Here is a 23,491-nt window from a genome sequence, read left to right as displayed (position 1 = left end):
TCACGCCGCGATCGATTTGATTCGATCCGCCAGCAAGAACCCGTTCACCGCATCGACAAACGCTCGCTGCGACTCGACATTCGGCAGGTGCACGCAGGGCAGCGATACGAATCGCGCCCCTGCGATCGAAGCCGCTATCGATTCCCCGTGTTCGGGCAGCGTCACCGTATCGTGCTCACCCGCGATGACGAGCGTGGGTCGATCGATCAGCGCCGCCGTGCGGCGAAAATCGAGATCGCGTACCGCGGCGAAGGCGCCGGCGAGCCCGCGAGGCGGCGTTTCGACGACCATGTTGCGAAACGCATCCACATCGGAAGCGCGCCGGTCGATCGTCTCTTGCGAGAACCAGTTGCGGATGAACCCGTCCGCCGTTTCGCCCATGTCGCGAATACGGGCGAGTTCCGCGATTCTTCCATCGAAATACCGCGCCGGCCCGAGATAGGCCGACGTATTGCTTAGTATCAGGCGATCGACTCGCTCGGATGCCCGAATACCGAGCCACTGCCCGATCATTCCGCCCAGCGATAGTCCCAGGAAATGCACGCGTTCGAGTCCGAGTGCATCGAGCAATTCGATCGCGTCGCGACCGAGCCGATCGATCGAATAAGCGCCGACGGGCGCATCGGAGCCGCCATGGCCGCGCATGTCGTAACGCAAGAGCCGGAAGTGCTCCACGAGGTCGGGCACGACACCGTCCCACATATGCAGCGACGTGGCGATCGAATTGGAGAGCATCAGGAGCGGAGCGTCTTCGCGCCCGTCGAAGCGATACGCAATGCGGGTGCCGTCGCCGGCCGTGAAATACGATAGCGCGTTCATGACATTTTTCCTCGACGTTGATTGAGGCAGTTCGGTTCGACAGCGCAATCGTAGTGTCGGGGCTCGGAGAAAGACATTACAAACTTTTGATATTCTTTGTAATGTCATTCAAACACACCCTTCCTGCCCGCCGATCGCGCCGATGAACGAATTCACGCTCCACGACCTCCAGTGTTTCGACGCCGTCGTCCGCGCCGGCGGCTTCCAGGCGGCCGCGGCGGCGCTGCATCGCTCGCACCCGGCCGTCTTCGCGGCTGTCGCGCGGCTGGAACGGCAACTCGGCCTCGCCTTGCTCGACCGCAGCGGCTATCGCGTGCGCATGACAGCCGCGGGGAAAACGTTTCATGGCAAAGCGCAAGCGCTTTTGAGCGAGTTCGCCGGACTGCGCACCTACGCGGCGCAATTGGCCATGGGTGAAGAAAGCGAACTGCATGTCGTCATCGGCGACCTCTGCCCGCGCGAGCGGATACTCGCGCGGCTTTCGAGCTTTTTCAGCACCTGCCCCGCCACGCGCCTGCATTTGCATGTCGAAGCGGTCGCCGGGCCGCAAGAACGGTTGCTCGACGGCGATGCGGATCTCATCGTGCACCGGATCGACAAAGCGGATCCGCGCATCGAATGGGTCGGCCTCGGCGAGGTCGAACTGGTGCCGGTCATCGCGCCCTCGCTGCTGCCGAAGAACTTGCCGAAAGCGGTCAAGCCCGAACATTTGCGCGAGCTCACGCAGTGTGTAATGCGCGATACGGCCCGGCATACGCCCGCGCGCGACTACTTCGTCGTGCCAGGGGCGGCTCAATGCACGGTAAGCGACCAATCGATGAAGCGCGAAATCATTTTGCACGGCCTAGGCTGGGGCCACTTGCCGCGCCACATGATCGAAGACGATTTACGAAAAAACCGCCTGCGCTCGCTCGCGAACCGGCACATGCCCGGCGCGCGGGAAAAGATCGTCGCCGCGCGCCGCGCCGACCGGCCGCACGGTCCTGTCGCCGAACGGTTGTGGCGGTATTTGAGCGATTGCGGGCTCGACATGAAATCGAAGCGATCGCCATCGGCGCATGCGCAACGCGCCTCCACCGCAGCCTAGTCCCGCTGCCAATCTCGCAGTACGATGTAATGAAGCAGTCTGCCGGTGCGTACCGCAGGGAAAACCTGAATCAATAAGATAAATACGGCCGATTATCATATCGATGAACGTGGTAATCGCCTCGCATCTCTCGCAAACTCAATGAGCACAGCCATTTCCGACCGGATTTGCGAGACAGCCGACGGCAGCACGGAAGGCGGCCGTGCGTGTGCGACGCGCATGCTGCTCGCCGACGATCATCCCGTGTTTCGTGAAGGCCTGCGTGAAGTCCTTGGAAGCCTGCCGGGCCTATGCGTCGTGGGCGAGGCGTCGGACGCCGCATCGACGCTCGAATTGGTCCGCTCGACGCGCGCCGATCTGCTATTGCTCGATCTATCGATGCCGGGCCGTAGCGGAATCGAATTGATCAGAAAAATTCGCGACGAAGCGCCGTTATTGAAAATACTCGTCTTGACGATGCACGAAGAACGCCACTACGCCCTGCGGGCATTCATGGCGGGTGCGCATGGCTATCTGACCAAACACGCGGCGGCAGCGGAGCTATCGTCCGCGTTGAGCAAAGTCTTGGCGGGCGGCACCTATGTGGGGCAATGGATGGCCGAGTACATCGCACAAAACTTGGTCGCGCCGCGCGAAACGGTGCCGCATCAACAGCTCAGCGATCGCGAATTCGATATCTTCATGCGGCTCGCGCGCGGTCAAAACGCCGCCGAGATCGGCCGCGCCTTGAGCCTTAGCACGAAGACCGTGAGCAACTATAAGGCGCGCCTCTGCCGCGTCATGCATTTCGCGAACGACGCGGCGCTCGTGCGTTATGCGGTACGCAATCAGTTGATCGACGATCACGACATCGTGTGACGGCCCCAGAGATGAAGCCCTCGCCTGCCCTCCCCGCCGGCGTGCCGGCATTGGCGACCGAGTCGGCCGCCGGCCGTACGCTTGCGCTTGCCGCTCGTTTGGTCGAGGAACAAGAGCGGCGTGTGGAACAGTTCGAACCCGGTTCCAAAGAGCGCCAAGCCGCCGAAGGCCTGCTTGCCGCGCTTCGCACCAGTTTGACGCTGTGTCGCCGCTACCAATTCGTCGCCGCTCCCGCCGCCGCGCCGCTTCCCGCGCGCGACGATTGGGCTTCGGCAGGCCGAACGCAAGCGGTCCGCGAACAAGAACGCAAACGGATCGCCCAGGAATTGCACGACGATCTCGGGCAACAGTTGAACGCGTTGGGCTTGACCGCGCAGCGCGTCGAGCGTCTCGCCGGATCGCGCGCCCATAGCCATCCGTTGAATACGGCCATACGCGATCTGCAAGCCCAGATCGAATCGGCGCTCACCTCGATTCGGCGCATGACGCGGCAATTGCGACCGCTCGCGCTCGAAACACTCGGATTCCCGGGCGCAATCGAATGCCTAGCCGCGGAATTCGCGAACCGTTCGAACATACGGTTGGCCTGCCGATTCAGGGTCGACGATATCGAGGTGTCGGAGGCCGCCGCCACGGCCATCTTTCGTATCGTCCAAGAGGCGCTAACCAACGTCGCGCGCCACGCCCGAGCGCGTATGGTCACGGTCGACTTTTACCGCGACGGCGACTCTTGTTCGTTGCGAATCGCCGACGACGGCATCGGCGAAGCGCCCGATGCGGGGCGGCGCCGACGAGCGTCGCTCGGGTTGCCGGGCATCGCGGAGCGAGCCGCGCAATTTGATGGCACGGTGTCCATCCGCACGGGCGAAGGCGCCGGCTTCGCCCTCATCGTGCGGATGCCGGTCGCGGCGATCTCCGCCCGCTCGTAAGCGATAGCGAGGGCGCCCATACGCGCCGGGGCCCGGGGCGATTGTCCCATTCCTGAGACAGTGAGTCGGCACGATGCGTCTTCTGACGATCGAGACGTTGGCATAGACTCCTTAGCCATCGACACCTGCCATATGAAGGATTCGTTTGGTGTCCTAACGTTTCGGAGAACCATAATGATCGAAATCCGACGGGCCGCCGATCGCGGCGTAGCCGAACACGGCTGGCTCAGCTCGCGCCATACCTTCTCGTTTGCGCAATACTTCGATCCGGAGCAAGTCGGCTTCTCCGACCTGCTCGTGATCAACGACGACCGCGTCGCGGCAGGGCGCGGTTTCGGCCGCCATCCGCATCGCGACATGGAGATCTTCTCGTACGTGCTCGAAGGCGCGCTCGAACATCGCGACTCGATGGGCAACGGATCGACGATCGTGCCGGGCGACGTGCAACTGATGAGCGCGGGCAGCGGTGTCGCGCATAGCGAGTACAACCCGTCGGCGAGCGATCCCGTCCATTTTCTGCAGATTTGGATCCTGCCGTCCGATGCATCGCTCGGCGCGACGCCTCGGTACCAGCAGATGCACGTCGAGGCGCAAGAAAAGCGCGGCAAGTTGCGCTTGATGCTGTCGCCGGAAGGCGAGGGCGGTGCGCTGGCGGTACGGCAGGACGTTCGCGTCTATGCCGCGCAACTGACCGGCGACGAAACGGCCTCGCTCGAGTTGAGCGATGACCGGTACGCCTACGTACACGTCGCGCAAGGCGAAGTAACGGTGAATGGCATTGCGCTTGGCGCCGGCGACGGGCTCAAGCTGCGCGACGAAAGCGCCCTAAAGTTGACGGAAGGCCGCGACGCTCACGTGCTCGTATTCGATTTACGTGCTCGCGAGACGCCGCCAATGCGCTAACGCCCCGCCACCGCCCACACAACGGGCTAATCATTACCGCCCGTTGCCACGGGGCCGCTTAATACGAACTCCGTACCCCTCGAAGCCGGGCTGCGTTTCCATGAGACGCACACGGCTTCTCTTTGCCGCCAGCCGGTCGCGAACGCATCGCGATCGGCTTAATTTTGTTAGGCGCTTCGTCGCCAAGACAACAACTCCCCCGACGGTGGCAGTTTAATCATGCTCGAATAGTTTGACTTTCGCGCACGGCTAGTATTTATCGGCCATTTTTAAGGGCGCTGTTGCGCAGTAAAACCGGGCGGGGCATATTTTCGCGCAAGTAGCTCCGTGGAAACCGACAAGGCATCGTCGTTTCCGACCTGTCGCCGCATTCCCTCGATCGATAAAGCGCATCAGCGGATGTCCGCGGCGATTAGCAGTTTCCGATATTTTTCGCAAGCACTTAGTTCAAAGTCGCGCATGAACCAAGTAGGCGAAATTTCGGCCACGCAAAACCTAACACCGTTGATAGCCCTCGGCCAATAATGGCCGGATTCGGGTTACATTTTGACGCAATAGTTTTTATGTGGAAATTTAATCGGGTCCCTTTTATTATCGACGTCGAGGACACGCTCTGTCCGCGGCATGGAAAAAACGCAACTCACCGAAAGCACCGGGTCCGCTGAAAAAGCCGGCCGGGGCGCTCACGGTTGCGTGCGCATTGAAGGGCACAGCCAAGCAGAACCGCGCTACACGAAGCTTGAGCGCGGAACAGCCTTATAACCATTTAGCATCGGCCGACGCCGGGGGCACGGAAATAAATAAAAAAAATTACTCAAAAACCTCGTAAATTAGCCTTGAGAATTAGTTATCGAAGGAAAAACGCGCGCACAAGGAAACCAAGGAGCCAGCCATGATGATGGAAAAAATTGAAAAAAATAGCGGCATTCGCCAAACCGTCGGGCCGACGGGCATAACCGGGGATGAAGCGAACCCACGTTGCAAGCAAATCGGTCTGCTGCTGTTCAAGGGCTTTTCTTTTATGACGGCCGGGATGGTCGCCGAGGTCTTCGACGTGGCGAACGAACTCGGTGGAAGCGGGGGTGAAAAGACGAATCTGTATAGCGTTCGCTTGCTCTCGATCGACGGCGGCGATGTCGTCTGTTCGTCGTCGGCGCGCGTCTCGACCGATCGCCTGGAAGCGCGCCACTTGGGCGATTTACACAACCTGATCATCATCGGCGACGCGGGCGCCGCCTTGGCCGCGCGCGACAATCCTTTCGTGCGCTGGTTGCGCGTGATTTACCAGAGGACGGACCGCATCGAGCCGATCGTCAGCCAAGCCGCGCTTGCTTCGATCGACGCGCACCGGCAACGCAAACTCGGCGGCACCGATAGCTGGAACGCCGCGCTCGAGCCGCGCGGCGCCGCGGAGTACGTCCCGAGTGCGAGCGACGATCAGCACCGGCTGCTCTGCCTCGCGCTGTTCCAGGTCAAACGCGACCTCGGGCTCGATGTCGCGATGAAGATCGCGGAGCGCTTGATGCCGGGTACGAGCCGAGTATTGCTGCCGAAGCTGAGCCGCACTAGCCACCGGAGCACGAGCGAGCAAGTACGCGAATCGGCTCGCTGGCTGCTGGCCAATTGCGAGCAAGACATCACGATCGTTGACGCGGCAAGCGTCGCGGCAATGAGCCAGCGAAACTATCTGCGCCACTTCAAACGGGAAATGGGCACCACGCCTTCGGAATTCTTGCTCCAGGCACGCCTCGAGTTGACGCGTCGTTTGCTCGCGGAAACGAAGCTGCCCGTCGACGTCATCGCGCGTCATAGCGGCATGCGCAACGGCGACAACTTGGCCAAGATGTTCCGCAAGCGGCTGACGGTATCTCCCACGGAATACCGTCTTCGCCATGCTCGCGCCACCGTTTGATATTTGACCGATACCGATAGGCCGTCGGCGAATTTCCGTGAAATTCGCCGATTGACCTGTCGACCGCATCGATCGAGACGGGGACGGCGCTAATTCAACCGCTCGCCAACGTTGTCTGGACGATTTTCTTGAAGTGATTCACCGTATCGCTCGAGACCGGTTCGGCGCCGTCCCATTGCAAGGCGCCGCCGCGGTGCGTGCCGTCGAGTTCGAAGGCTTCGTCGATGGCGGTGTTGATCGATCGGGCCGACAAATTACGCAACAGCGGGCCGAGGCCATCGCGTTTCGCGCACCATCCGATCAAGCCCGAATCCGTTGCGATGACCGTCTTGCCATAGCGATGCGCCTGAGCAAGGACGCCGCTCATGCCATAGTGCCGCTTATAGCCCACCCAAACGGCGTCGCACGCACAAAACAGATCGGCTTCCATTTCCGGCGAAATGAATTGGTCGTAGACCTTGATCCTGCTGAACAACGCGCCGCCGATCGAATCGATAAAGCTGCGCACGTCTTTGGTTTGCTCTCCGGCGATCAAGATCAGCGGGTGCTCGTCGCGCCGCATGCAGGCATATAAGAGTTCCTTGATTCCCTTGCCGTCCGAGACCGTGCCATAGACGAGAATGCAGCGCTCGCCGCCTATCCCCAAGCGCGCTCTCGCCTCATGCTGTTCGACGCGGTCGGCGTCCGGATACGGCCCTTCCAAATAGTGAACGGGAGGATACTGCCCGCCCGATGAAGTACGCGCATGCCAAATCGACAGCGTGGGATCGATCGTCAGCACGGCCGATAGATTTCCGCCGCGCAATGCACGATAAAACAGCCGCTTAAAGAGGAGCTGAGCAAGCGGCCGCCGCGGTGCTCGCACTCCCATGTCGCGCAAGTGAAACGACTGGCGCATGGCAATACACATCCAACGCGTGGCGCCGAACGGCGAGCCGAGCACGCCGACCGCATTCAAGAGGTAATCGCCATCGGGCACGACCACGAGGTCGAGGCGGGACGACCGAGTCAGGTGGCGGTACAACGACGCAAAAGCGGCGTAAAAGCCAAAACCCATGCCGGCCGCATTGAGCCATGCCGACGGACGCGCGAGGCGCCGCCCGCGCTCTCGATCGGTCACGACGGTAACGGCGGCTCGTGCGACTTGGTACCCCAAAATCAACGGATGATCGCGATCGCGCGGCTGAGTCCAGAGCATACACTCGTAGCCCGCCTCGACGAGCGCTTCGATCGTCCACTGGACATATCGCCAACGATAGCCGGATAAGTCCGGCTCGATAACGAGCGCACGCGGTTTCATGGAGCGAGCCAAATAGTTTTTGAGTCAATTAGGATGTTCCCGAGGAAAAAACCCCGGCAAGCCGTCGATACGCGATATGCAATCCCATGGCGGGATTTTCGTTGACCGAACGCGAAACGGCCGCATTCAGTTATGCGAAAGTCACTAGGGCCAACGCTAAGAAATTGAATGCGCATGGTTTGGCGAATCCCAGAGGCATCGCGTCCGACGTGTTTATTTATCGAGAATATGCCTCGTTGCCCGGAAGGTGGCAACGACGGCGGACAAATTGACCGAAAACACCTAACCACCCACCCGTGACCGCGCCGGCAAGCAACACCGAGCGGCCAATGGCCACGCTTGCGTTATAACGCGATGCGTGCCGCACCCAATCGGCACGGCACCCGCTCAAGACCCGAGCAATCCCGCCGCGATATTAACGCACAAGCCGAGTACGGCGGCATTGAAGAAAAAAGACAAAATCGACTGCGCCAACGCAGTGCGCCTGGCGCGCCGCGAACAGACCGAGACGTCGGAAGTTTGCGACGCCACCGCGATCGTAAATGCGAAATACATAAAATCCCAATAGTCGAGCGGTTCCTGCGGATCGGGAAACTTGAGCGAAGCCTCGCCCTCGCCCGCCTGATGGTAATAGCGCGCATATTCCAGCGTGAATACCGTCGGGATCAGCAACCAACCGCCGATCATCGTTACGCCGGTCAGCACGTAGTTGATGCTCGCCAGCTTCGCGCCGAGCCCCTTGGCCGCCGACAACTCGACCACGATCGCGACGAGACTCGCGATCGCCGCCGCCGTGATGATCGCGAGTACCGTGGTCGCCCCCTCGTCTTCGCGTTCGGCTACCCGTTGAACGTCTTCCGGACTCGCCCTAACCATCCGAATCCAGATCAAAACCAGGTACGCCCACATACCGGCATCCCATGCGAAGAGCGCGCGCTGGATCGGGCGGAAATGCCAGGGTGCGAGAAAGAACGCGAGTAGGCCGACGGCCACCCCGATAAAGATGCGTGGGCGGTTGCTCAAGAAGCGGACGACACGTGCGGATGGCTCCATAAAACCTCGGGCGAATGGATGGAAGGTACGCGGCCATGGCTATGGGCGACGGCCGGACGCTATTATCGCCGCGGCCGGCACGCCCGCTACCAATGTCCCGCGCGGACGAACGACAAGGCGCGGGCGCGGGCGAATTTGGTATGATGCCTGTACGTTTATACAGCCCTTCGCCAGCCGTCGTGTCGTCCCCTGCTCCCTCGCTCTACTACCTGCTGAATTTCGAGCGCGCGTTGGCGTGGGTCGGCGAGCGCTACGAAGATTTGCTCGACACTGCCGAGCGCGCGTTCCTAAGCGCCTTTCCTCGCTTGCCCGAAGCGGCTCGCGCGCTGCTCGTCCGCATGCTGATGCGGCGCGGCTCCCTGTTTCGCGCGAGCCGGCTCGTCTACGAGGAAATCGGCTGCCCGCTCGCGGCGGCGGCTCCCCTCGCGGCGCTCGGTTGGGTCGATGCCGATTGCGCCGTGACGATCGACGAACTGTTCGCCGTCGCGACGCTGCCCGAGTTGTCGCGCATATTTCCGGCGGCGTTGGGACAAAAACAGGCGCGCAAGGCGGCATGGCTCGAAGCGATTCGTTCGGACCATCCGGCGCCCCGGCGCTACGGCGAGTGGGCGCCGGATAGCGCCGACCGAGTGATCCGCACGGCGATCGATCCGCTGTGCGAGCGTCTGCGGCTCATGTTTTTCGGCAATCTCCATCAAGACTGGTCGGAGTTCGTCCTTGCCGATCTAGGCGTCTACCAATACGAAACCGTGCCGTTTCCGCATTCGGCCCGCGCGTTCCGCGCGCGCGCCGATATCGAGGTCTACCTCGCGTTGCATGCGTGCCGCGCGGCGCTCGATACACTCGACGAGGCGAGCGATCTCGCCGCCTTGCTGGCCGAAACGTCGGCGCTCGACATCGATAATCCCTGGCTCGAAACGCGCTGTGCGAAGCTTTTATACCGCATCGGCAATCGCGCGGAGCGGCTGGCGCACTGGCGCTTGGCCCACGACGCCTACCTGCGCAGTTCGTGGCCGGGCGCGAGGCACCGCCGCATCCGCGTGCTGGAGCGTGACGGCCAATGCGCGGCCGCACACGAATTGGCCTTGCACGCGCTGTGCGCCCCGGAAAGCGAAGCGGAAGCGCAGCGCGTCGAGCGGATGATGCCGCGCCTGCGCAAAGCGGCGGGAGAACCGGGCTCGGGAGCAGGCAAAGCGGCGCGCAACGCGCCCGCGATCGAGCGCGAGACGCTCGTTTTGCCGTACCCCGCGCAGCCGTTCGCCGTCGAATACGTCGCGCGCGATCATCTCGGCAGCGAGGCGGCGCCGGTCTTTTATGTCGAAAACGGCCTAATCAACTCATTGTTCGGCCTGTTGTGCTGGGAGGCCGTATTCGCGCCCGTGCCGGGCGCGTTCTTTCACCCGTTCCAGCGCGGGCCCGCCGATTTGCATGCGCCCGATTTCCAAGCGAGGCGCGCCGAAATATTCGACCGTTGCCTTACCCAGTTGGACAGCGAAGCATACCGCTCGACGATCCTGCACCACTACGAGCACAAGAACGGCCTGCAATCGCCGTTCGTGTTTTGGGCAATGCTCACGCCGGAACTGATGTCGCTGGCGCTCGATTGCTTGCCGGCCGCGCACCTGAAAGTATGGTTTTCGAGGTTGCTCGCCGATATCCGCGAAAACCGCTCGGGTCTACCCGATCTCGTGCGGTTTTGGCGCGGGCAAAAGCGTTACGAACTCATCGAGATCAAGGGCCCCGGCGACAAGCTGCAAGACAATCAAACGCGCTGGCTACGCTATTGCGTCGCCCATGGGATGCCCGTCCGAGTCATCGATATTCGCTGGGCGAGCGACGATCGCGAACAGGTTGCGGCATGAGCTACGTTGTCGCCGTGCGCACGCTGTGCGAGTTCACCGCGAAACGCGGCGACCTCGATCTGCGCTTCACGCCCTCGCCCACGTCGCTCGAGGGAATCGAAGGCCACGCGGCCGTCGCCGCGCGGCGCGGGGCCCAGTACGAAGCCGAAGTGACGTTGGCGGGAACGTACCGCGAATTGACCGTGCGCGGCCGGGCCGATGGCTATGATCCCGCGCTCAATCGCCTAGAAGAGATCAAGACCTACCGTGGGCAACTCGAGTCGATGCCCGAGAATCACCGCGCGTTGCATTGGGCGCAAGCGCTCGTCTATGGGCATTTGTTGTGTCAGGCGCGCGCTCTGGCGCAATTGAACGTGGCGCTCGTTTATTTCGACATCGGCTCGCGCAAGGAAACGATATTCACGCAAACGCACGATGCAGGCGCGCTGCGCGGGTTGTTCGAAGCGCAGTGTGAGCGATTTCTTGCGTGGGCCATGCGCGAAAGCGCGCATCGCGCCACACGCGATGCCGCGCTCGATCGGCTGCGGTTTCCCCACGGAGACTTTCGAAGCGGGCAGCGCGAACTGGCGGTGGCCGTCTATCGAGCGGCGCGCGACGGGGGCGCGCTTATGGCGCAGGCGCCGACCGGAATCGGTAAGACGCTGGCCACACTCTTTCCCGCGCTCAAGGCGTGCGGACAAGGTCATGTCGAGCGTGTGTTCTTTCTGACGGCGAAAACGCCCGGACGCGCACTCGCGCTGGACGCCGTCGAATCGCTTCGTCAGGGCGGAAACGAATTGCCGTTGCGCACGCTCGAACTCGTCGCCCGCGACAAGGCTTGCGAGCACCCGGATAAGTCGTGCCACGGCGAATCGTGCCCGCTCGCGCGCGGCTTTTACGACCGCCTTCCGGCCGCGCGCGAACACGCGCTTTCGACCCACCGCCTCGATCGCGACGCCGTCCGGCGCGCCGCGCTCGCGCACGACGTGTGTCCGTATTACTTGTCGCAAGAACTGACACGCTGGTGCGACGTCGTGATCGGCGACTACAACTACTATTACGACAGCAGCGCATTGCTTTACGCGCTCACGCGTATCAATCAATGGCGTGTCGCGGTGCTCGTGGACGAAGCGCACAACCTGCTCGAACGCGGCCGCAAGATGTATACGGCGCAAATCGATCAGCCCGCGTTCAAAGCCGCCGGCAAACTTGCACCCGCCGTGCTGAAAAAAGCCCTGCAGCGCTTGCAGCGCGAATGGAATGCGTTGAGCCGCGCGCAGACAAATGGTTATCAGGCTTATGACGAAGTGCCGGCACGCCTATTATCGGCCGCGCAAAACTTGATCGGCGCCGTCACCGATCATCTGGCCGACGCCCCCCTTTCGCTCGACGACACGCTGCTGCGCGTTTTCTTCGACGCGATGCACTTCGTTTCGTTAGCCGAACAATTCGGCGAGCACTCGGTATTCGACATCCAACTCGATACGAGGGGCGCCGGCGCGCAAGGCCGAACACAATCGACGCTGTGCGTGCGCAACGTCGTTCCCGCTCAATTCCTCGGGGCGCGGCACGCCGCGGCGCACGCAACGGTCATGTTCTCCGGAACGTTCGCGCCCGAGCGCTTCTATCGCGACATGCTGGGCCTGCCGGAAGCGACCGCCGCGCTCGACGTGCAAGGACCGTTTCGGGCGCCGCAATTGACGATCCGAGTCGCCTCGCACGTGTCCACGCGGTTCAAGGACCGCGAGCGCTCGCTGGTCCCGATCGTCGATTTGATGGCCCGCCAATACGCCGAGGTTCCGGGCAACTACCTGGGCTTCTTGAGCAGCTTCGACTATCTACGGCGCATCGCCGATTCGATGCAAGCGCGCCATCCCGACGTGCCCATCTGGACCCAGGCGCCCGGCATGGGCGAGGCGGAGCGCGACGCGTTCTTGGCGCGTTTTCGCACCGCCGATCGCGGCATCGGCCTCGCCGTGCTCGGCGGGGCGTTCTCCGAAGGCGTGGATCTCGTCGGCAACCAACTGATCGGCGCGTTCGTCGCCACGCTCGGCTTGCCGCAGGTAAACGACGTCAACGAGGAAATGCGCCGCAAGATGGATGCGAAATTCGGCAGCGGGTACGACTACGTCTACCTCTACCCGGGACTCCAAAAGGTCGTGCAAGCCGCTGGGCGCGTGATTCGGACCGAGACCGACGTCGGCGTATTGCATTTGATCGACGATCGCTACCGGCGCACCGAAGTCCGGCGGCTCTTGCCGCGATGGTGGGCCGTGCCGTGAGGCAAGCCGGTGCGCGAGCGCCCTTCTCTCGGCTACCGCTTTTCGCCGCCGCGCTCGCGCGCAAACCGATCGAACCAAGCGAGGCTTTCCGGGTTGGCCATCGTATCGGGATTGGCCACCTTTTCGAGCGGCTGCCCCAGCAGCAATTTCTTGATCGGCAACTCCATCTTTTTGCCCGACAGCGTGCGCGGTACCGCCTCCACCCGAAAAACGTCGTTCGGCACATGGCGCGCCGATAGCGCCTTGCGAATCCGCTCGCGGATCTTTTCGACGAGATCCGCCGTCAGTTCCGTGCCCGGCCGCAACACCACGAACAGCGGCATGTACGATTCGCGCCCCAGGTATTCGAGGTCGACGACCAAGCTGTCGAGGACTTCCGGCAAATCCTCGACGGCGCGGTACAGCTCGCTCGTGCCCATGCGGATGCCGTGCCGATTGATCGTCGCGTCGGAACGGCCGTAGATCACGGCGCCGCCGCGCGGCGTGATCCGTATCCAATCGCCATGCCGCCAGATACCCGGGTACGTGTCGAAGTAGCTTTCGCGATAGCGGCGATTGTCTTGGTCGTTCCAGAAATAGAGCGGCATCGAGGGCATCGGAGCCGTGCAGACCAGCTCGCCCACGGCGTCGACGACGCTCTTGCCCGCTTCGTCGAATGCCTCGACGCGCGCGCCCAAGCAACGGCATTGCATCTCGCCGAGATAGACGGGCAACGTCGGCACGCCCGCCAGAAAGCAACCCGCGAAATCGGTCCCGCCGGAAATGACGTCGATCCAGACAGGGCCCACATGGTCGAGGATCCAGCGATAGGCTTCGGGCGGCAGCGGCGAGCCCGTCGAGCCGATCACGCGCAACGCCGAGAGGCCGGCGACCTGCCTGGGCTCGACACCGGATTTCAGGCACCCCTGGAAGTAGGCTGCCCCGGCGCCGAAAAACTTGATCTTCGCGTCGCCGACGAAACGCCAGAGCGCGCCCGCGTCGGGATAGCTCGGATTGCCGTCGTACAGACAGATCGTGGCGCCGGCCAGCAGTCCCGCCACCTGGCAATTCCACATGATCCAGCCGGTGCTCGCATACCAGTTGAAGCGGTCTCCCGGGTGCAGATCGAGATGGAGCGCCGCGGTCTTCACGTGCTCGAGCACGACACCGCCATGCGAATGGACGATCGGCTTGGGCAGGCCCGTCGTCCCCGACGAATAGACGATCCAAAGCGGATGATCGAACGGTAGCTGCTCGACTTCGAGCGGTGCGTCTTTCGCTATGGCGTCGGCCCAATCGGTCCATTTCACTTCGCCGCCGCGCAGGCTCGGGGCGGCCGTCGTCCCACCAGCCGACGCGGCCGTACGCGAGCCGTCAAGGTTCGGCACGAGGACGAGCTGTTCGACCGTCGGCAGTTGTTGCAGCAATGCCTGGATAAGCGGGATACGGTCGTACGCGTTGCCGCCATATCGATAGCCGTCGGCCGCGATCAGAACTTTCGGTTCGATTTGCCGAAAGCGATCGAGTACGGCCAATTGGCCCATATCGGGGGAGCAGACCGACCAGATCCCACCGATGCTCGCCACGGCCAGAAAAGCCACGACCGTTTGCGGCGTATTGGCCATGAAAGCCGCGACGCGCTCGCCGGGCGCGACGCCCATGCCGCGCAACGCAGCCGCCAGTGCCGCGACTTGCCGCTGCAACTCGGCCCAACCGAGTTCGCCCTCTTCACCCGCTTCGTTGCGATAGACGATCGCCGGCCATGCGCTCGTCGCGTGCCGGAAGACTTGTTCGACATAGTTGATTCGCACGCCGGGAAACCACGTTGCCCCGGGCATCGATGCATGCACGAGCGCGCGGCCGCGCGGCTGTGGGGAGCGAATATCGGCCCAATCCCACAAGGCACACCAAAACGCATCGATATCGTCGACGGACCATTGCCATAGCGCGTCGTAGTCGTCGAACGCGAGACCGCGTTGCGCCCGCAGCCAACGCATGAAGTGATTGATGCGCGAGGACTCGATGAATTGCGGGCTGGGCGACCAGGCCGGCGCGACGTTTTCGGCGATAGGGTTCATTGGCGAAAAGCCCATTGCGAGCCCTGCCGCGCAGGGCAACGGCCCCCAATATACGACAGTTGGCAGCGAGCGGGCCCCTATTCGCGAACCGTCGTATGCTACTGCGGACCCATTCCTAGGCACAGGCGTTGCGACCGGAAATCGGACGATTAGGAGGATTTATGAGCAAGAACGAAGTGCCCGGCGTCGGGCCTTACGGTGGACCGGCCGGCGGCTGGGGCGCGCTTCAAGCCGTCGCTCGCGCGCTACGCCAGCAAATGGGCGTGGGCCGCGAGGCGAAGATGCTGCTCAAGGTCAATCAGCCGACAGGCTTCGATTGCCCTGGTTGCGCGTGGCCCGACCCTCGCAGCACCTCGTCGTTCGAGTTCTGCGAAAACGGCGCGAAAGCCGTTTCCTGGGAGGCGACGACCAAACGCACCACGCCGGATTTCTTCGCTCGCCACAACGTGGCGGAGCTTTGGAATTGGACCGACTTCGACCTTGAAAACGAGGGCCGTTTAACGCACCCGATGCGCTACGACCACGACTCCGATCGCTACCTCCCCGTTTCGTGGGACGAAGTCTTCGCGACGATCGGAAAAGCCCTACGCGCCCTGCCCGATCCGAACATGGCCGAGTTCTACACGTCGGGTCGAGCCTCCAACGAAGCCGCCTTTCTCTTTCAGCTATTCGCGCGGCGCTTCGGCACCAACAATTTTCCCGACTGCTCGAACATGTGCCACGAAGCGACGAGCGTCGGTCTGCCCGAAGCAATCGGCGTCGGCAAGGGCACCGTGACGCTCGCCGATTTCGATCACTGCGACGCGATCTTCTGCATCGGCCACAACCCGGGTACGAATCATCCGCGCATGCTCGCGACGCTGCGCAAGGCCTCGCTGCGCGGCGCGAAGATCGTCGTGCTCAATCCGCTGCACGAGCGCGGGCTCGTGCGCTTCATGTCGCCGCAAGATCCCGTCGAAATGATGACGGGACGCGCCACGCCGATCGCAACCGATTATCTGCAACTGAAAATCGGCGGCGACGTGGCCGTATTGAAAGGCATGATGAAGACCCTGCTCGCGCTCGACCGCGAGCGTCTCGCCGCGGGCGGCGAAGGCGTGCTCGACCGCGCCTTCATCGAAGCGCATACGATCGGCCTCGACGAAATCATCGCCGATCTCGATGCGACGAAGTGGGAAGACATCGAATGCGTCTCGGGCATCGAACGCGCGGAAATCGAGCGCATCGGCCGCCTTTATGCGGAATCGAAAGCCGCGATCGTCTGCTACGGCATGGGAATCACGCAGCACCGCCGCGGCACGGCGAACGTTCAGCAAATCGTCAATTTGCTGCTGATGCGCGGCAACCTCGGCCGCGACGGCGCCGGTATCTGTCCGTTGCGAGGACACTCGAACGTCCAAGGCGACCGCACCGTCGGCATCACCGAGGTGCCGCCTCCCGAACTGCTCGATGCGCTCGCGCGCGTATTCCGGTTCGAGCCGCCGCGAACGCACGGGCACGGCGCGGTCGCCGCCATCGAGGCCATGCGGGACGGGCGCGCGAAGGCACTGATCTGTCTTGGCGGCAATTTACCCGTGGCCATGTCGGACACCGACGCCTCGTTCGCCGCCATGCGCAAGCTCGACCTGGCCGTCCATATCGCGACGAAGCTGAACCGGTCGCACTTGCTGATCGCCAAGGAAACGCTGCTGTTGCCGTGTTTGGGCCGGACCGAACTCGATGAACAAGCAAGCGGCCCGCAGTTCATCACCGTCGAAGATTCGATGTCGATGGTGCATGCGTCGCGCGGGTCGCTGCAGCCCGCATCCGACCTTTTGCGCTCGGAGCCCGCGATCATCGCGGGCATGGCCAAGGCGACGCTCGACGATCCCTCGCTCGATTGGGACGGTTGGATCGGCGATTACGATCGCATTCGCGATTTGATCGAGGCGGTGTTCCCCCAATTCGAGCGCTTCAACGAGCGCGTGCGCGAGCCGGGCGGGTTTCGCCTCTACAATCCTGCCTCGGAACGGCGCTGGGCAACGCCCGAGGGCCGTGCGCGCTTCATTGCGCACAAGGGCGTGTTGGCCGATCCGCGCGTGGACCGCAGCGACGCGCTGATTCTTGCGACGATCCGCAGCCACGATCAATACAACACGACCATCTACAGTTACAACGACCGCTACCGCGGAATCACGGGCCGGCGCGACATCGTTTTCGTCAACGAGGCCGATCTCACCGCGCGCGGATTGAAGCATGGCGATTTGGTCGACGTGGAAACGATCGAAAGCACGATCGATGTCGGTGGATCGAGACGAATCGAACGACTGACGGCGGTAGCCTTCGATATCGCGCCGGGTTCGATCGCCGCTTATTACCCGGAAGCCAACGCGCTCGTATCGCTCTCCGACGTCGATCCGCGCAGCGGCACGCCGTCTTACAAGTCGATCCCGGTGCTGCTCTCGCTAAGCCGCAGAGACGGGGCGCACCAGGACGACGCGCATACCTGGCAAGACGGCGACGTGCCGGTCGATCGCACGGGAGCGGCCAGCGCGGCCGATGCGGGCCGTCCGCCGCTGGACCGGGCGACGCCTTCGTAGCCGGCTCGCTCAGGCGAGTTCGCCTTCGAGCGCGAGTTCGTAGTGGACGGAGACCTGGCCTTTCTTTTCCTTCACTTTCGAAATACGAATGCGCCCGACATCCGACGACACGGCGACGTGCGTGCCGCCGCATCCGTGCAGCGGCAACGCACCGAAGCCGATCTTGCGCGTCTCGCCCTCCAGCACCGTTCGGCGCGGCAATCGAGCGTCGACGTGCGCATTGGCCATCGCCTCGATCGTTTGCGCATCGAACGCCTGCGTGCCGGCATCGCCTTCAAAAACCACCCTCGCTTCGCCGGGCCAGTGATGGCCCTTGACGGCGCGCCACCCAAGCGCCTCGCCGCAATAGCCGATCAGGTGCCCCGCCGAATGCAGCCTGGCATGCAACGCGCGCGATTCGGCGCACACCTCGATAGGCGTGTCGCCGAGCGCGACGGCCCGCTCGCAAACGTGGACGATCTCGCTCTCCACGGCCAGCACACGGAGCACCTCGACACCCCCGATCGTGCCGCGATCGGACAGTTGCCCCCCGCCTTGGGGATGAAACAGCGTTGCCGACAAGACGACATCGAAGTGACCGTCTTCACGCGGGGTACAGCGCACGACGGCCGCATCCATCGCCAGAGTGTCCTCGGTCATATAAAGCCGCTGCGTCATGCCTCGTCCCCCTTCTCGTATCCATCGCCGTCCTCGGACCCCGCGCCGATCGCCTGCCGCACCGCGCCGAGCAAATGGTCGACGTCCGCGGCCGACGTCGCGAACGACGTCACGAGCCGTACCACGCCCGGACCCCAACGATCGTGGTAAAACCCGAAACCTCGTGCCAGCAGCGCCTCGATCAGCGCCTGCGGCAACCGGCAAAACACGATGTTCGCGCGAGGCTCGCCCATGACTTCGATGCTCGACACGCCTCGCAATCCCCGCACGAGCCGTTGCGCCATGGCATTGGCTTGCCTCGCGTTGCGCAGCCAAAGGCCGTCGGCAAGGTAGGCGTCGATCTGCGCCGATAAGAAGCGCATCTTCGAGAACAGATGCCCCGCGCGCTTACGCCGGAACGCCAATTCGCTCGCGATGGCGGGATCGAACGAGACGATCGCCTCGGCGGCGGGCACGCCGTTTTTCGTCGCGCCGAACGACAACACGTCGACGCCGGCCTTCCACGTCAGCTCCGCCGGCGTGCAGCCGAGCGCCGCGAGCGCGTTTGCAAAGCGCGAGCCGTCCATATGCAGCCGCAAGCCCGACGCGCGGCACACCTCCCCGATCGCGGCGATTTCGTCCACCTCGTACAAGCTGCCGACTTCCGTCGCCTGCGTAATCGTCACGCAAGCGGGTTGCGTCGAGTGCACGTCGCCGAGCTTGGCGCGCGCGGCGATCCGCAATGCCTCGACATCGATCTTCGCGGCGGCGCCGTCCACCGTGACGAGCTTCGCGCCGCCCGTGAAAAATTCGGGCGCTCCGCATTCGTCGTTGTTGACGTGACTGTCGCGATGACAGAGTACGCTGCCCCAAGGCGGCGTGAGTGCGGCCAGCGACAGCGCATTGGCGGCCGTGCCCGTCGGCACGAGCAAGACGCTGACCTCTCGCTCGAACAATTCGCCGAATTTGCCGGCCACGCGCGCGGTCAGTTCATCGGCGCCGTACGGTCGCGCTTGCCCGGCATTGCAGGCGACGAGCGCCTCGATCACCTCGGGCGATGCCGCCGCGATGTTGTCGCTTGAAAAACCCAATGCCGGCTCGCCTTGAACGGCCGGCGGTATCTGCTCACGATTCGCCATCGATTTCCTCGACTCCCCAAACAAACGGGGCTTGCGCCCCCATGGCTTGCGCATGGTATCGGGGCGCGAGCGCGCGGCATTGTAAAAAATTGACGCTGTGCGTTCGTTTCGGCGATTGCGCCGGGTCAATAGCCGGACGGCGCCACGCCGAACGCTTGCCGGAAGGCGCGATTGAAGTGACTTTGATCGTAGAAGCCCACCCCCTGAGCCACTTCCGCGATCGTTTGCGAGCTGCGCGAGAGCAATACGCAAGCATGCTCGAGACGCAACCGCAACAGCCACGCATGCGGCGTCATGCCCACCGTTTGTTTGAACTGCCGAAGAAATTGAAAGCGGCCGAGATCGCACAGCGAGGCAAGCGCATCGAGCGTGATCTTCTCGCTCAGATGAGCGAAGCAATAGTCGCGAACACGTTGCCATTGCAGCGGCGAAAGCGATCCGCTCGTTTGCGCAGGCGCGATCGCCCGCGCCCGCGTAAGGAGCAGGTCGAGCAGGCGCAGCCACTCCGATTGCACGGCCAGCGATCCACCCTGCCCGCTTGCTCGCATCACGTCGAACAAGCGAGCGAGTTGGGCCGCCAACTGCGCGTCGTCCAATAGCGCGCCCGCCAAGTGCGGCTCGCGTGGCGAACCGCTCAAGTCCTCGGCCACGCTGCCGAGCAACTCGCTCGACAAACGAAAAGTTTTGAGCGTATAGCCGCTCGCTTCGTCGCTCACGCCGTCGTGGATCTCGCCGGGCGGCATCAACGAGACGCGGCCGGGCCCGACGAGCACCGTCTTTCCACCGAACCGTTGCCGCTGCACGCCTTCGGTGACGAGGCCGATATGGTAATCGAGGTGAAAATGGCGGTCGAAACTGAAAGTCGAAAAACGCGCGGCGCCCAGCACGAGGCCGGGCATATCGGCGATATGTCGATAATGGACGCGATCGGACATAAGTGGTACGGGCGAAACGCGATCGAAGCGAAGCGAGTGAGGGCCCCAGTATAAGCCGGTGAACGCAATGGTTTCAGTCCACCGCCTCGGCATGCGAAGCCGGACGCGGCGCATAGTCGGCGCGCGAGCGCTTAGACGGCTGCACGGCCTGCCCGCCCGGCTCGGCGTCGTTCAAGCGCGCGCGCAGGAACCCCAGAAACGCGTTGATCTTCGGGGAGGCATTCAAGCGCGAGGCGTAGAGCGCATAAAGCTGCACGGGCTCGATCTCCCAGTCGGGCAACAGCCGTACTAGACGCCCCGCCTCGACATCGCCGCGCGCCGCATGCCGGTTGAGCAGCGCAATCCCGCTTCCCGTCATCGCCAGCAAATATCCGATGGTCGGATCCGCCACGCTCACCCGCGGCTCGAATCTGACCTCTTGTGTATGCGCGCCGCGCCGCAGCCGCCAAGTGGACGTCGCCGCGCCGCCCGGCTGGCCCGCCGTGCAGCAATTCGAGCAGATGCAGTGATGCTCGCGCAGATCGGCGGGCGTTTGCGGCAAGCGGCGGCCCGCCAAGTAATCAGGGCTCGCGTACAAGGCCAGCCGGACCTGAAACAACGGCGCGGCGCGCATTGCGGACTCGGCGCTCGGATGGGCACTGACGACGATATCGGCCGCGCCGTCGCCCGGCTTGTAGTCGCTCCCGAGCAACTGCAATTGCAGACGCACACGGGGGTAACGGGCGAGAAAATCGCTCAGCACGGGCGCGAGCGCGAAGCGCGCGAACGGCACCGACGCGGCGACGCGCAGCACGCCGCGCGGCTCGGCATGCATGGCCCCGATCGCGAGATCGGCTTGTTCGGCCTCCTCGAGCATGCGTAGGCATCGCTCGAGATACAGCTCGCCCGCTTCCGTGAGCAGGAGGCTGCGCGTCGTGCGCTCGATCAGACAGACGCCCAACCGCTTCTCCAGCCGCGACAGCGCCCGGCTGACGGTCGATTTGGGCACGCCCAGGCGCGCCGCCGCCACCGTGAAGCTTTGCGCCTCGCAGATGCGGACAAAGAACTGCAATTCGTTTAGGTCGATCATGGCGGGCCCTGTTTATTGTTCCACCAAAGCAACAGACAGTTCGATTCCTTCCTATTGTTGCCGATGATAGCCATTCTTTCGGGCGTACGTTCAATCACGCACAAACGAAGGAGTGCAACCATGTATCTAGTGACTGGCGCCAGCGGAAACGTGGGCAGCTTGGTGGTCGAGCAGTTGGTGAACGCGGGTCATGCGGTTCGAGCCTATGTCCGCAGCCCGTCGAAGCTCGCGCACTTGAATGGGCGCATCGACGTGGCGGCGGGAGACTACGATACGCCCGACGCGTTTTCGAGAGCGCTCGACGGCGTGCAAGGCGTCTTCTTGATGAATATCGGCGGTGCCGAGGGATTTCGCGAATTGGCGCAGCGAGCCGCCGCGCGGGATGTGGCACGAGCGGTCATGCTCTCGAGCGCCATGGTCGAATTCCTGCCCGAGACGATGCTTGGCCGCGCCCATCGCGAGAAAGAGGACCTGCTGACGGCGGCGGGACTCGACGCGCGATTCGTCCGTCCCACCGGCTTCATGTCGAATAGCTACCTGTGGGTGCATGGCATTCGCGCGGAAGGCGTCGTGGCCAATCCCATGGGCACGGGCCGGGCCGCGCCGGTCGCCCCCGAAGACATTGCCGCCGTCGCCGTGCGGGCTTTGACGGATCCCGGCTCGACGGAAAAGACGATGCTCGTGACCGGCGGCGAGACGATCAGCGTGCCGGAGCAGGTCGCACTGCTTGCACAGTGGCTCGATCGCCCGCTGCGGTGCGTCGATATCACGCTCGATCAGGCCGTGGAGAACCTCGCCCGCGCGGGCATTCCCCACCCGATCGCCGCCTCGATCGTGAAGTCGTACGAATCGGTGCGCGAAGGCCGCGGGGCCACCGTATCGGATACGGTCGAACGTCTACTCGGGCGTAAGCCGCTGCGGTTCGAGCAATGGCTGAAGATGCACATCGACGCGTTTCGGTGAGGCCACCTCGATACAATAAAGGCGCGGCTTGACGTGGCTCCCACATGGAGGGGCCGCTTTTCCCGATCGATTCGACAACGCTCGCCTTCTTTGGCGATACTTACGTCGTTAAGCCACGCTAACGACACAGATGAACGAAACTGAATCGATCGGCTCGGCCGATCTGCGCTTCCTGTTGACGATCCGGCAACACGGCAGCTTGGCTTCGGCGGCGCGCGCGCTCGGCCTCACGCCTTCGGCCGTATCGCAACGGTTGCGCCACCTCGAACGGCGGCTCGACACGCGTCTTATCGACCGCACCGCGCGCAGGCTTCGGTTCTCCGAAGAAGGCACACTACTATGCGAACGCGGCACCGAGCTGATCGCGCAATTCGATGCGCTGCAGGAAACGTTGCGTACGCGACGTGGGGGCCTCGTCGGTACGCTCAAGGTCAATGCGCCGTTCGGCTTCGGCCGGCGCTACCTCGCGCCGGTGGTCGCGGACTTTCAACGCGCAAACCCTGAAGTCGCCGTCACGCTGATCCTCTCCGAGCAAGCGCTGACCGGCAGTCCCGAACGCTACGATGTGATCGTTCATATCGGCGAGCTACGGGACTCGAATCTCGTCGGCCATCTGATCGCGCCCAATGCGCGTTTCGCTTGCGCGGCACCCGCACTGCTCAAACGGTACGGCGAGCCGCAGACGCCGGACGATCTCGCCCGGCTGCCGTGCATCGTCTTGCATGAAAACGACGAGGACGCATCGCTCTGGCAATTCAGCAAAGGGAAAGCGCGCTTGAGCGTACGTGTCCCCTCGAAACTCGGTTGCAACGACGGCGACACGGTTCGGCACTGGGCGTGCGAAGGTCGCGGCGTCATCCTGCGCTCCGAATGGGACGTGGCCGACGATCTGCGCCGCGGCGCGTTGCGCCGCCTATTGCCGGCTTGGAAAGCGCCCGATGCCGACGTCATCGCCCTCACGCACCACCGCGCGGGACTACCGCAAAGAACGCGCGCCTTCATGCAATACCTGCAAAGCCGCTTTCGGCCGAACCCGCCGTGGCGGCAGAGCTGACGCGAGGCATCTCTTTTTGATTTAGCGGAACTACATCTAAGCGTAAGCAGCACTTAACGCCGGGCGATCAGCCCT

Annotated in this window: 19 protein-coding genes; 10 read left to right on the top strand and 9 right to left on the bottom strand. The window is 63.2% G+C overall.

Going from position 1 to position 23,491, the window contains the following annotated elements; all coding sequences use genetic code 11:
• Entirely contained in the window at positions 1 to 819 is an 819-nt protein-coding gene (pcaD, locus tag DXT59_RS07145; RefSeq protein WP_116136221.1) for a 3-oxoadipate enol-lactonase, read from the bottom strand.
• Between the two features lie 142 nt (positions 820 to 961).
• Here pcaD and DXT59_RS07140 point away from each other — a divergent pair, with 142 nt between their 5' ends.
• The 4 genes from DXT59_RS07140 (at position 962) to DXT59_RS07125 (ending at position 4,596) form a co-directional block, all read left to right on the top strand.
• A complete protein-coding gene (locus tag DXT59_RS07140; RefSeq protein ID WP_116136220.1) occupies positions 962 to 1,906 on the top strand; it encodes a LysR family transcriptional regulator in 945 nt (314 codons plus the stop codon).
• A 219-nt stretch (positions 1,907 to 2,125) separates the two neighbouring features.
• Positions 2,126 to 2,764, top strand: a complete 639-nt coding sequence (locus DXT59_RS07135) for a response regulator (RefSeq protein WP_162877984.1) — start codon at positions 2,126 to 2,128, stop codon at positions 2,762 to 2,764.
• A gap of 11 nt (positions 2,765 to 2,775) precedes the next feature.
• Positions 2,776 to 3,693 carry a sensor histidine kinase gene (locus tag DXT59_RS07130; RefSeq protein WP_116136218.1) on the top strand — a complete coding sequence of 306 codons (918 nt, stop codon included), beginning with the start codon at positions 2,776 to 2,778 and terminating at the stop codon, positions 3,691 to 3,693.
• Between the two features lie 174 nt (positions 3,694 to 3,867).
• Entirely contained in the window at positions 3,868 to 4,596 is a 729-nt protein-coding gene (locus DXT59_RS07125) for a pirin family protein (protein WP_116136217.1), read from the top strand.
• Positions 4,597 to 5,443: 847 nt separating this feature from the next.
• On the opposite strand, the gene DXT59_RS31560 is transcribed toward DXT59_RS07125, so the two are convergent.
• Positions 5,444 to 5,785: a hypothetical protein gene (locus DXT59_RS31560; protein ID WP_420823368.1), complete on the bottom strand. Its 342-nt coding sequence runs from the start codon at positions 5,783 to 5,785 to the stop codon at positions 5,444 to 5,446.
• Positions 5,786 to 6,097: 312 nt separating this feature from the next.
• Between DXT59_RS31560 and DXT59_RS31555 the strand changes: the two genes are divergently transcribed.
• A complete protein-coding gene (locus DXT59_RS31555) occupies positions 6,098 to 6,508 on the top strand; it encodes a helix-turn-helix domain-containing protein (protein WP_420823367.1) in 411 nt (136 codons plus the stop codon).
• A 94-nt stretch (positions 6,509 to 6,602) separates the two neighbouring features.
• Here the strand turns inward: DXT59_RS31555 and DXT59_RS07110 are convergent, their stop codons facing one another.
• Positions 6,603 to 7,808, bottom strand: a complete 1,206-nt coding sequence (locus DXT59_RS07110) for a glycosyltransferase family protein (protein WP_116136214.1) — start codon at positions 7,806 to 7,808, stop codon at positions 6,603 to 6,605.
• A 387-nt stretch (positions 7,809 to 8,195) separates the two neighbouring features.
• Positions 8,196 to 8,861 (bottom strand): DUF1345 domain-containing protein, encoded by a 666-nt coding sequence (locus DXT59_RS07105; protein WP_116136213.1) that lies wholly within the window; start codon positions 8,859 to 8,861, stop codon positions 8,196 to 8,198.
• 143 nt (positions 8,862 to 9,004) lie between these two features.
• Between DXT59_RS07105 and DXT59_RS07100 the strand changes: the two genes are divergently transcribed.
• Complete coding sequence (locus DXT59_RS07100; RefSeq protein ID WP_116136237.1) at positions 9,005 to 10,723, top strand: VRR-NUC domain-containing protein; 1,719 nt, start codon at positions 9,005 to 9,007, stop codon at positions 10,721 to 10,723.
• On the top strand, positions 10,720 to 12,984 hold the full coding sequence (locus DXT59_RS07095) for an ATP-dependent DNA helicase (protein WP_116136212.1): 2,265 nt from the start codon (positions 10,720 to 10,722) through the stop codon (positions 12,982 to 12,984). The genes DXT59_RS07100 and DXT59_RS07095 overlap by 4 nt, the downstream gene beginning before the upstream one ends.
• 32 nt (positions 12,985 to 13,016) lie before the next feature.
• Here the strand turns inward: DXT59_RS07095 and DXT59_RS07090 are convergent, their stop codons facing one another.
• Positions 13,017 to 15,041: an acetoacetate--CoA ligase gene (locus tag DXT59_RS07090; protein ID WP_116136211.1), complete on the bottom strand. Its 2,025-nt coding sequence runs from the start codon at positions 15,039 to 15,041 to the stop codon at positions 13,017 to 13,019.
• Between the two features lie 161 nt (positions 15,042 to 15,202).
• Between DXT59_RS07090 and DXT59_RS07085 the strand changes: the two genes are divergently transcribed.
• Positions 15,203 to 17,620 carry an FdhF/YdeP family oxidoreductase gene (locus DXT59_RS07085; RefSeq protein WP_116136210.1) on the top strand — a complete coding sequence of 806 codons (2,418 nt, stop codon included), beginning with the start codon at positions 15,203 to 15,205 and terminating at the stop codon, positions 17,618 to 17,620.
• Positions 17,621 to 17,629: 9 nt separating this feature from the next.
• Here DXT59_RS07085 and DXT59_RS07080 read toward each other — a convergent pair whose 3' ends face one another.
• The 4 genes from DXT59_RS07080 to DXT59_RS07065 all read right to left on the bottom strand — a co-directional run bounded on the left by DXT59_RS07080 (position 17,630) and on the right by DXT59_RS07065 (position 21,399).
• On the bottom strand, positions 17,630 to 18,277 hold the full coding sequence (locus DXT59_RS07080; RefSeq protein WP_116136209.1) for an alanyl-tRNA editing protein: 648 nt from the start codon (positions 18,275 to 18,277) through the stop codon (positions 17,630 to 17,632).
• Positions 18,274 to 19,395 (bottom strand): threonine aldolase family protein, encoded by a 1,122-nt coding sequence (locus DXT59_RS07075; protein ID WP_116136208.1) that lies wholly within the window; start codon positions 19,393 to 19,395, stop codon positions 18,274 to 18,276. The genes DXT59_RS07080 and DXT59_RS07075 overlap by 4 nt, the downstream gene beginning before the upstream one ends.
• Before the next feature lie 125 nt (positions 19,396 to 19,520).
• Positions 19,521 to 20,330, bottom strand: a complete 810-nt coding sequence (locus DXT59_RS07070) for an AraC family transcriptional regulator (RefSeq protein WP_116136207.1) — start codon at positions 20,328 to 20,330, stop codon at positions 19,521 to 19,523.
• A 73-nt stretch (positions 20,331 to 20,403) separates the two neighbouring features.
• Positions 20,404 to 21,399 (bottom strand): LysR family transcriptional regulator, encoded by a 996-nt coding sequence (locus DXT59_RS07065; protein ID WP_116136206.1) that lies wholly within the window; start codon positions 21,397 to 21,399, stop codon positions 20,404 to 20,406.
• A 120-nt stretch (positions 21,400 to 21,519) separates the two neighbouring features.
• On the opposite strand from DXT59_RS07065, the gene DXT59_RS07060 reads away from it, so the two are divergent.
• Positions 21,520 to 22,362, top strand: a complete 843-nt coding sequence (locus DXT59_RS07060; protein WP_162877981.1) for an NAD(P)H-binding protein — start codon at positions 21,520 to 21,522, stop codon at positions 22,360 to 22,362.
• A gap of 130 nt (positions 22,363 to 22,492) precedes the next feature.
• Entirely contained in the window at positions 22,493 to 23,416 is a 924-nt protein-coding gene (locus DXT59_RS07055; protein WP_116136204.1) for a LysR family transcriptional regulator, read from the top strand.
• Positions 23,417 to 23,491 lie beyond the last annotated feature (75 nt).

This window comes from Trinickia diaoshuihuensis, from assembly GCF_003390925.1.
GTDB classification, from domain to species: domain Bacteria; phylum Pseudomonadota; class Gammaproteobacteria; order Burkholderiales; family Burkholderiaceae; genus Trinickia; species Trinickia diaoshuihuensis.
This window is presented reverse-complemented; position numbering and strand designations above follow the sequence as displayed.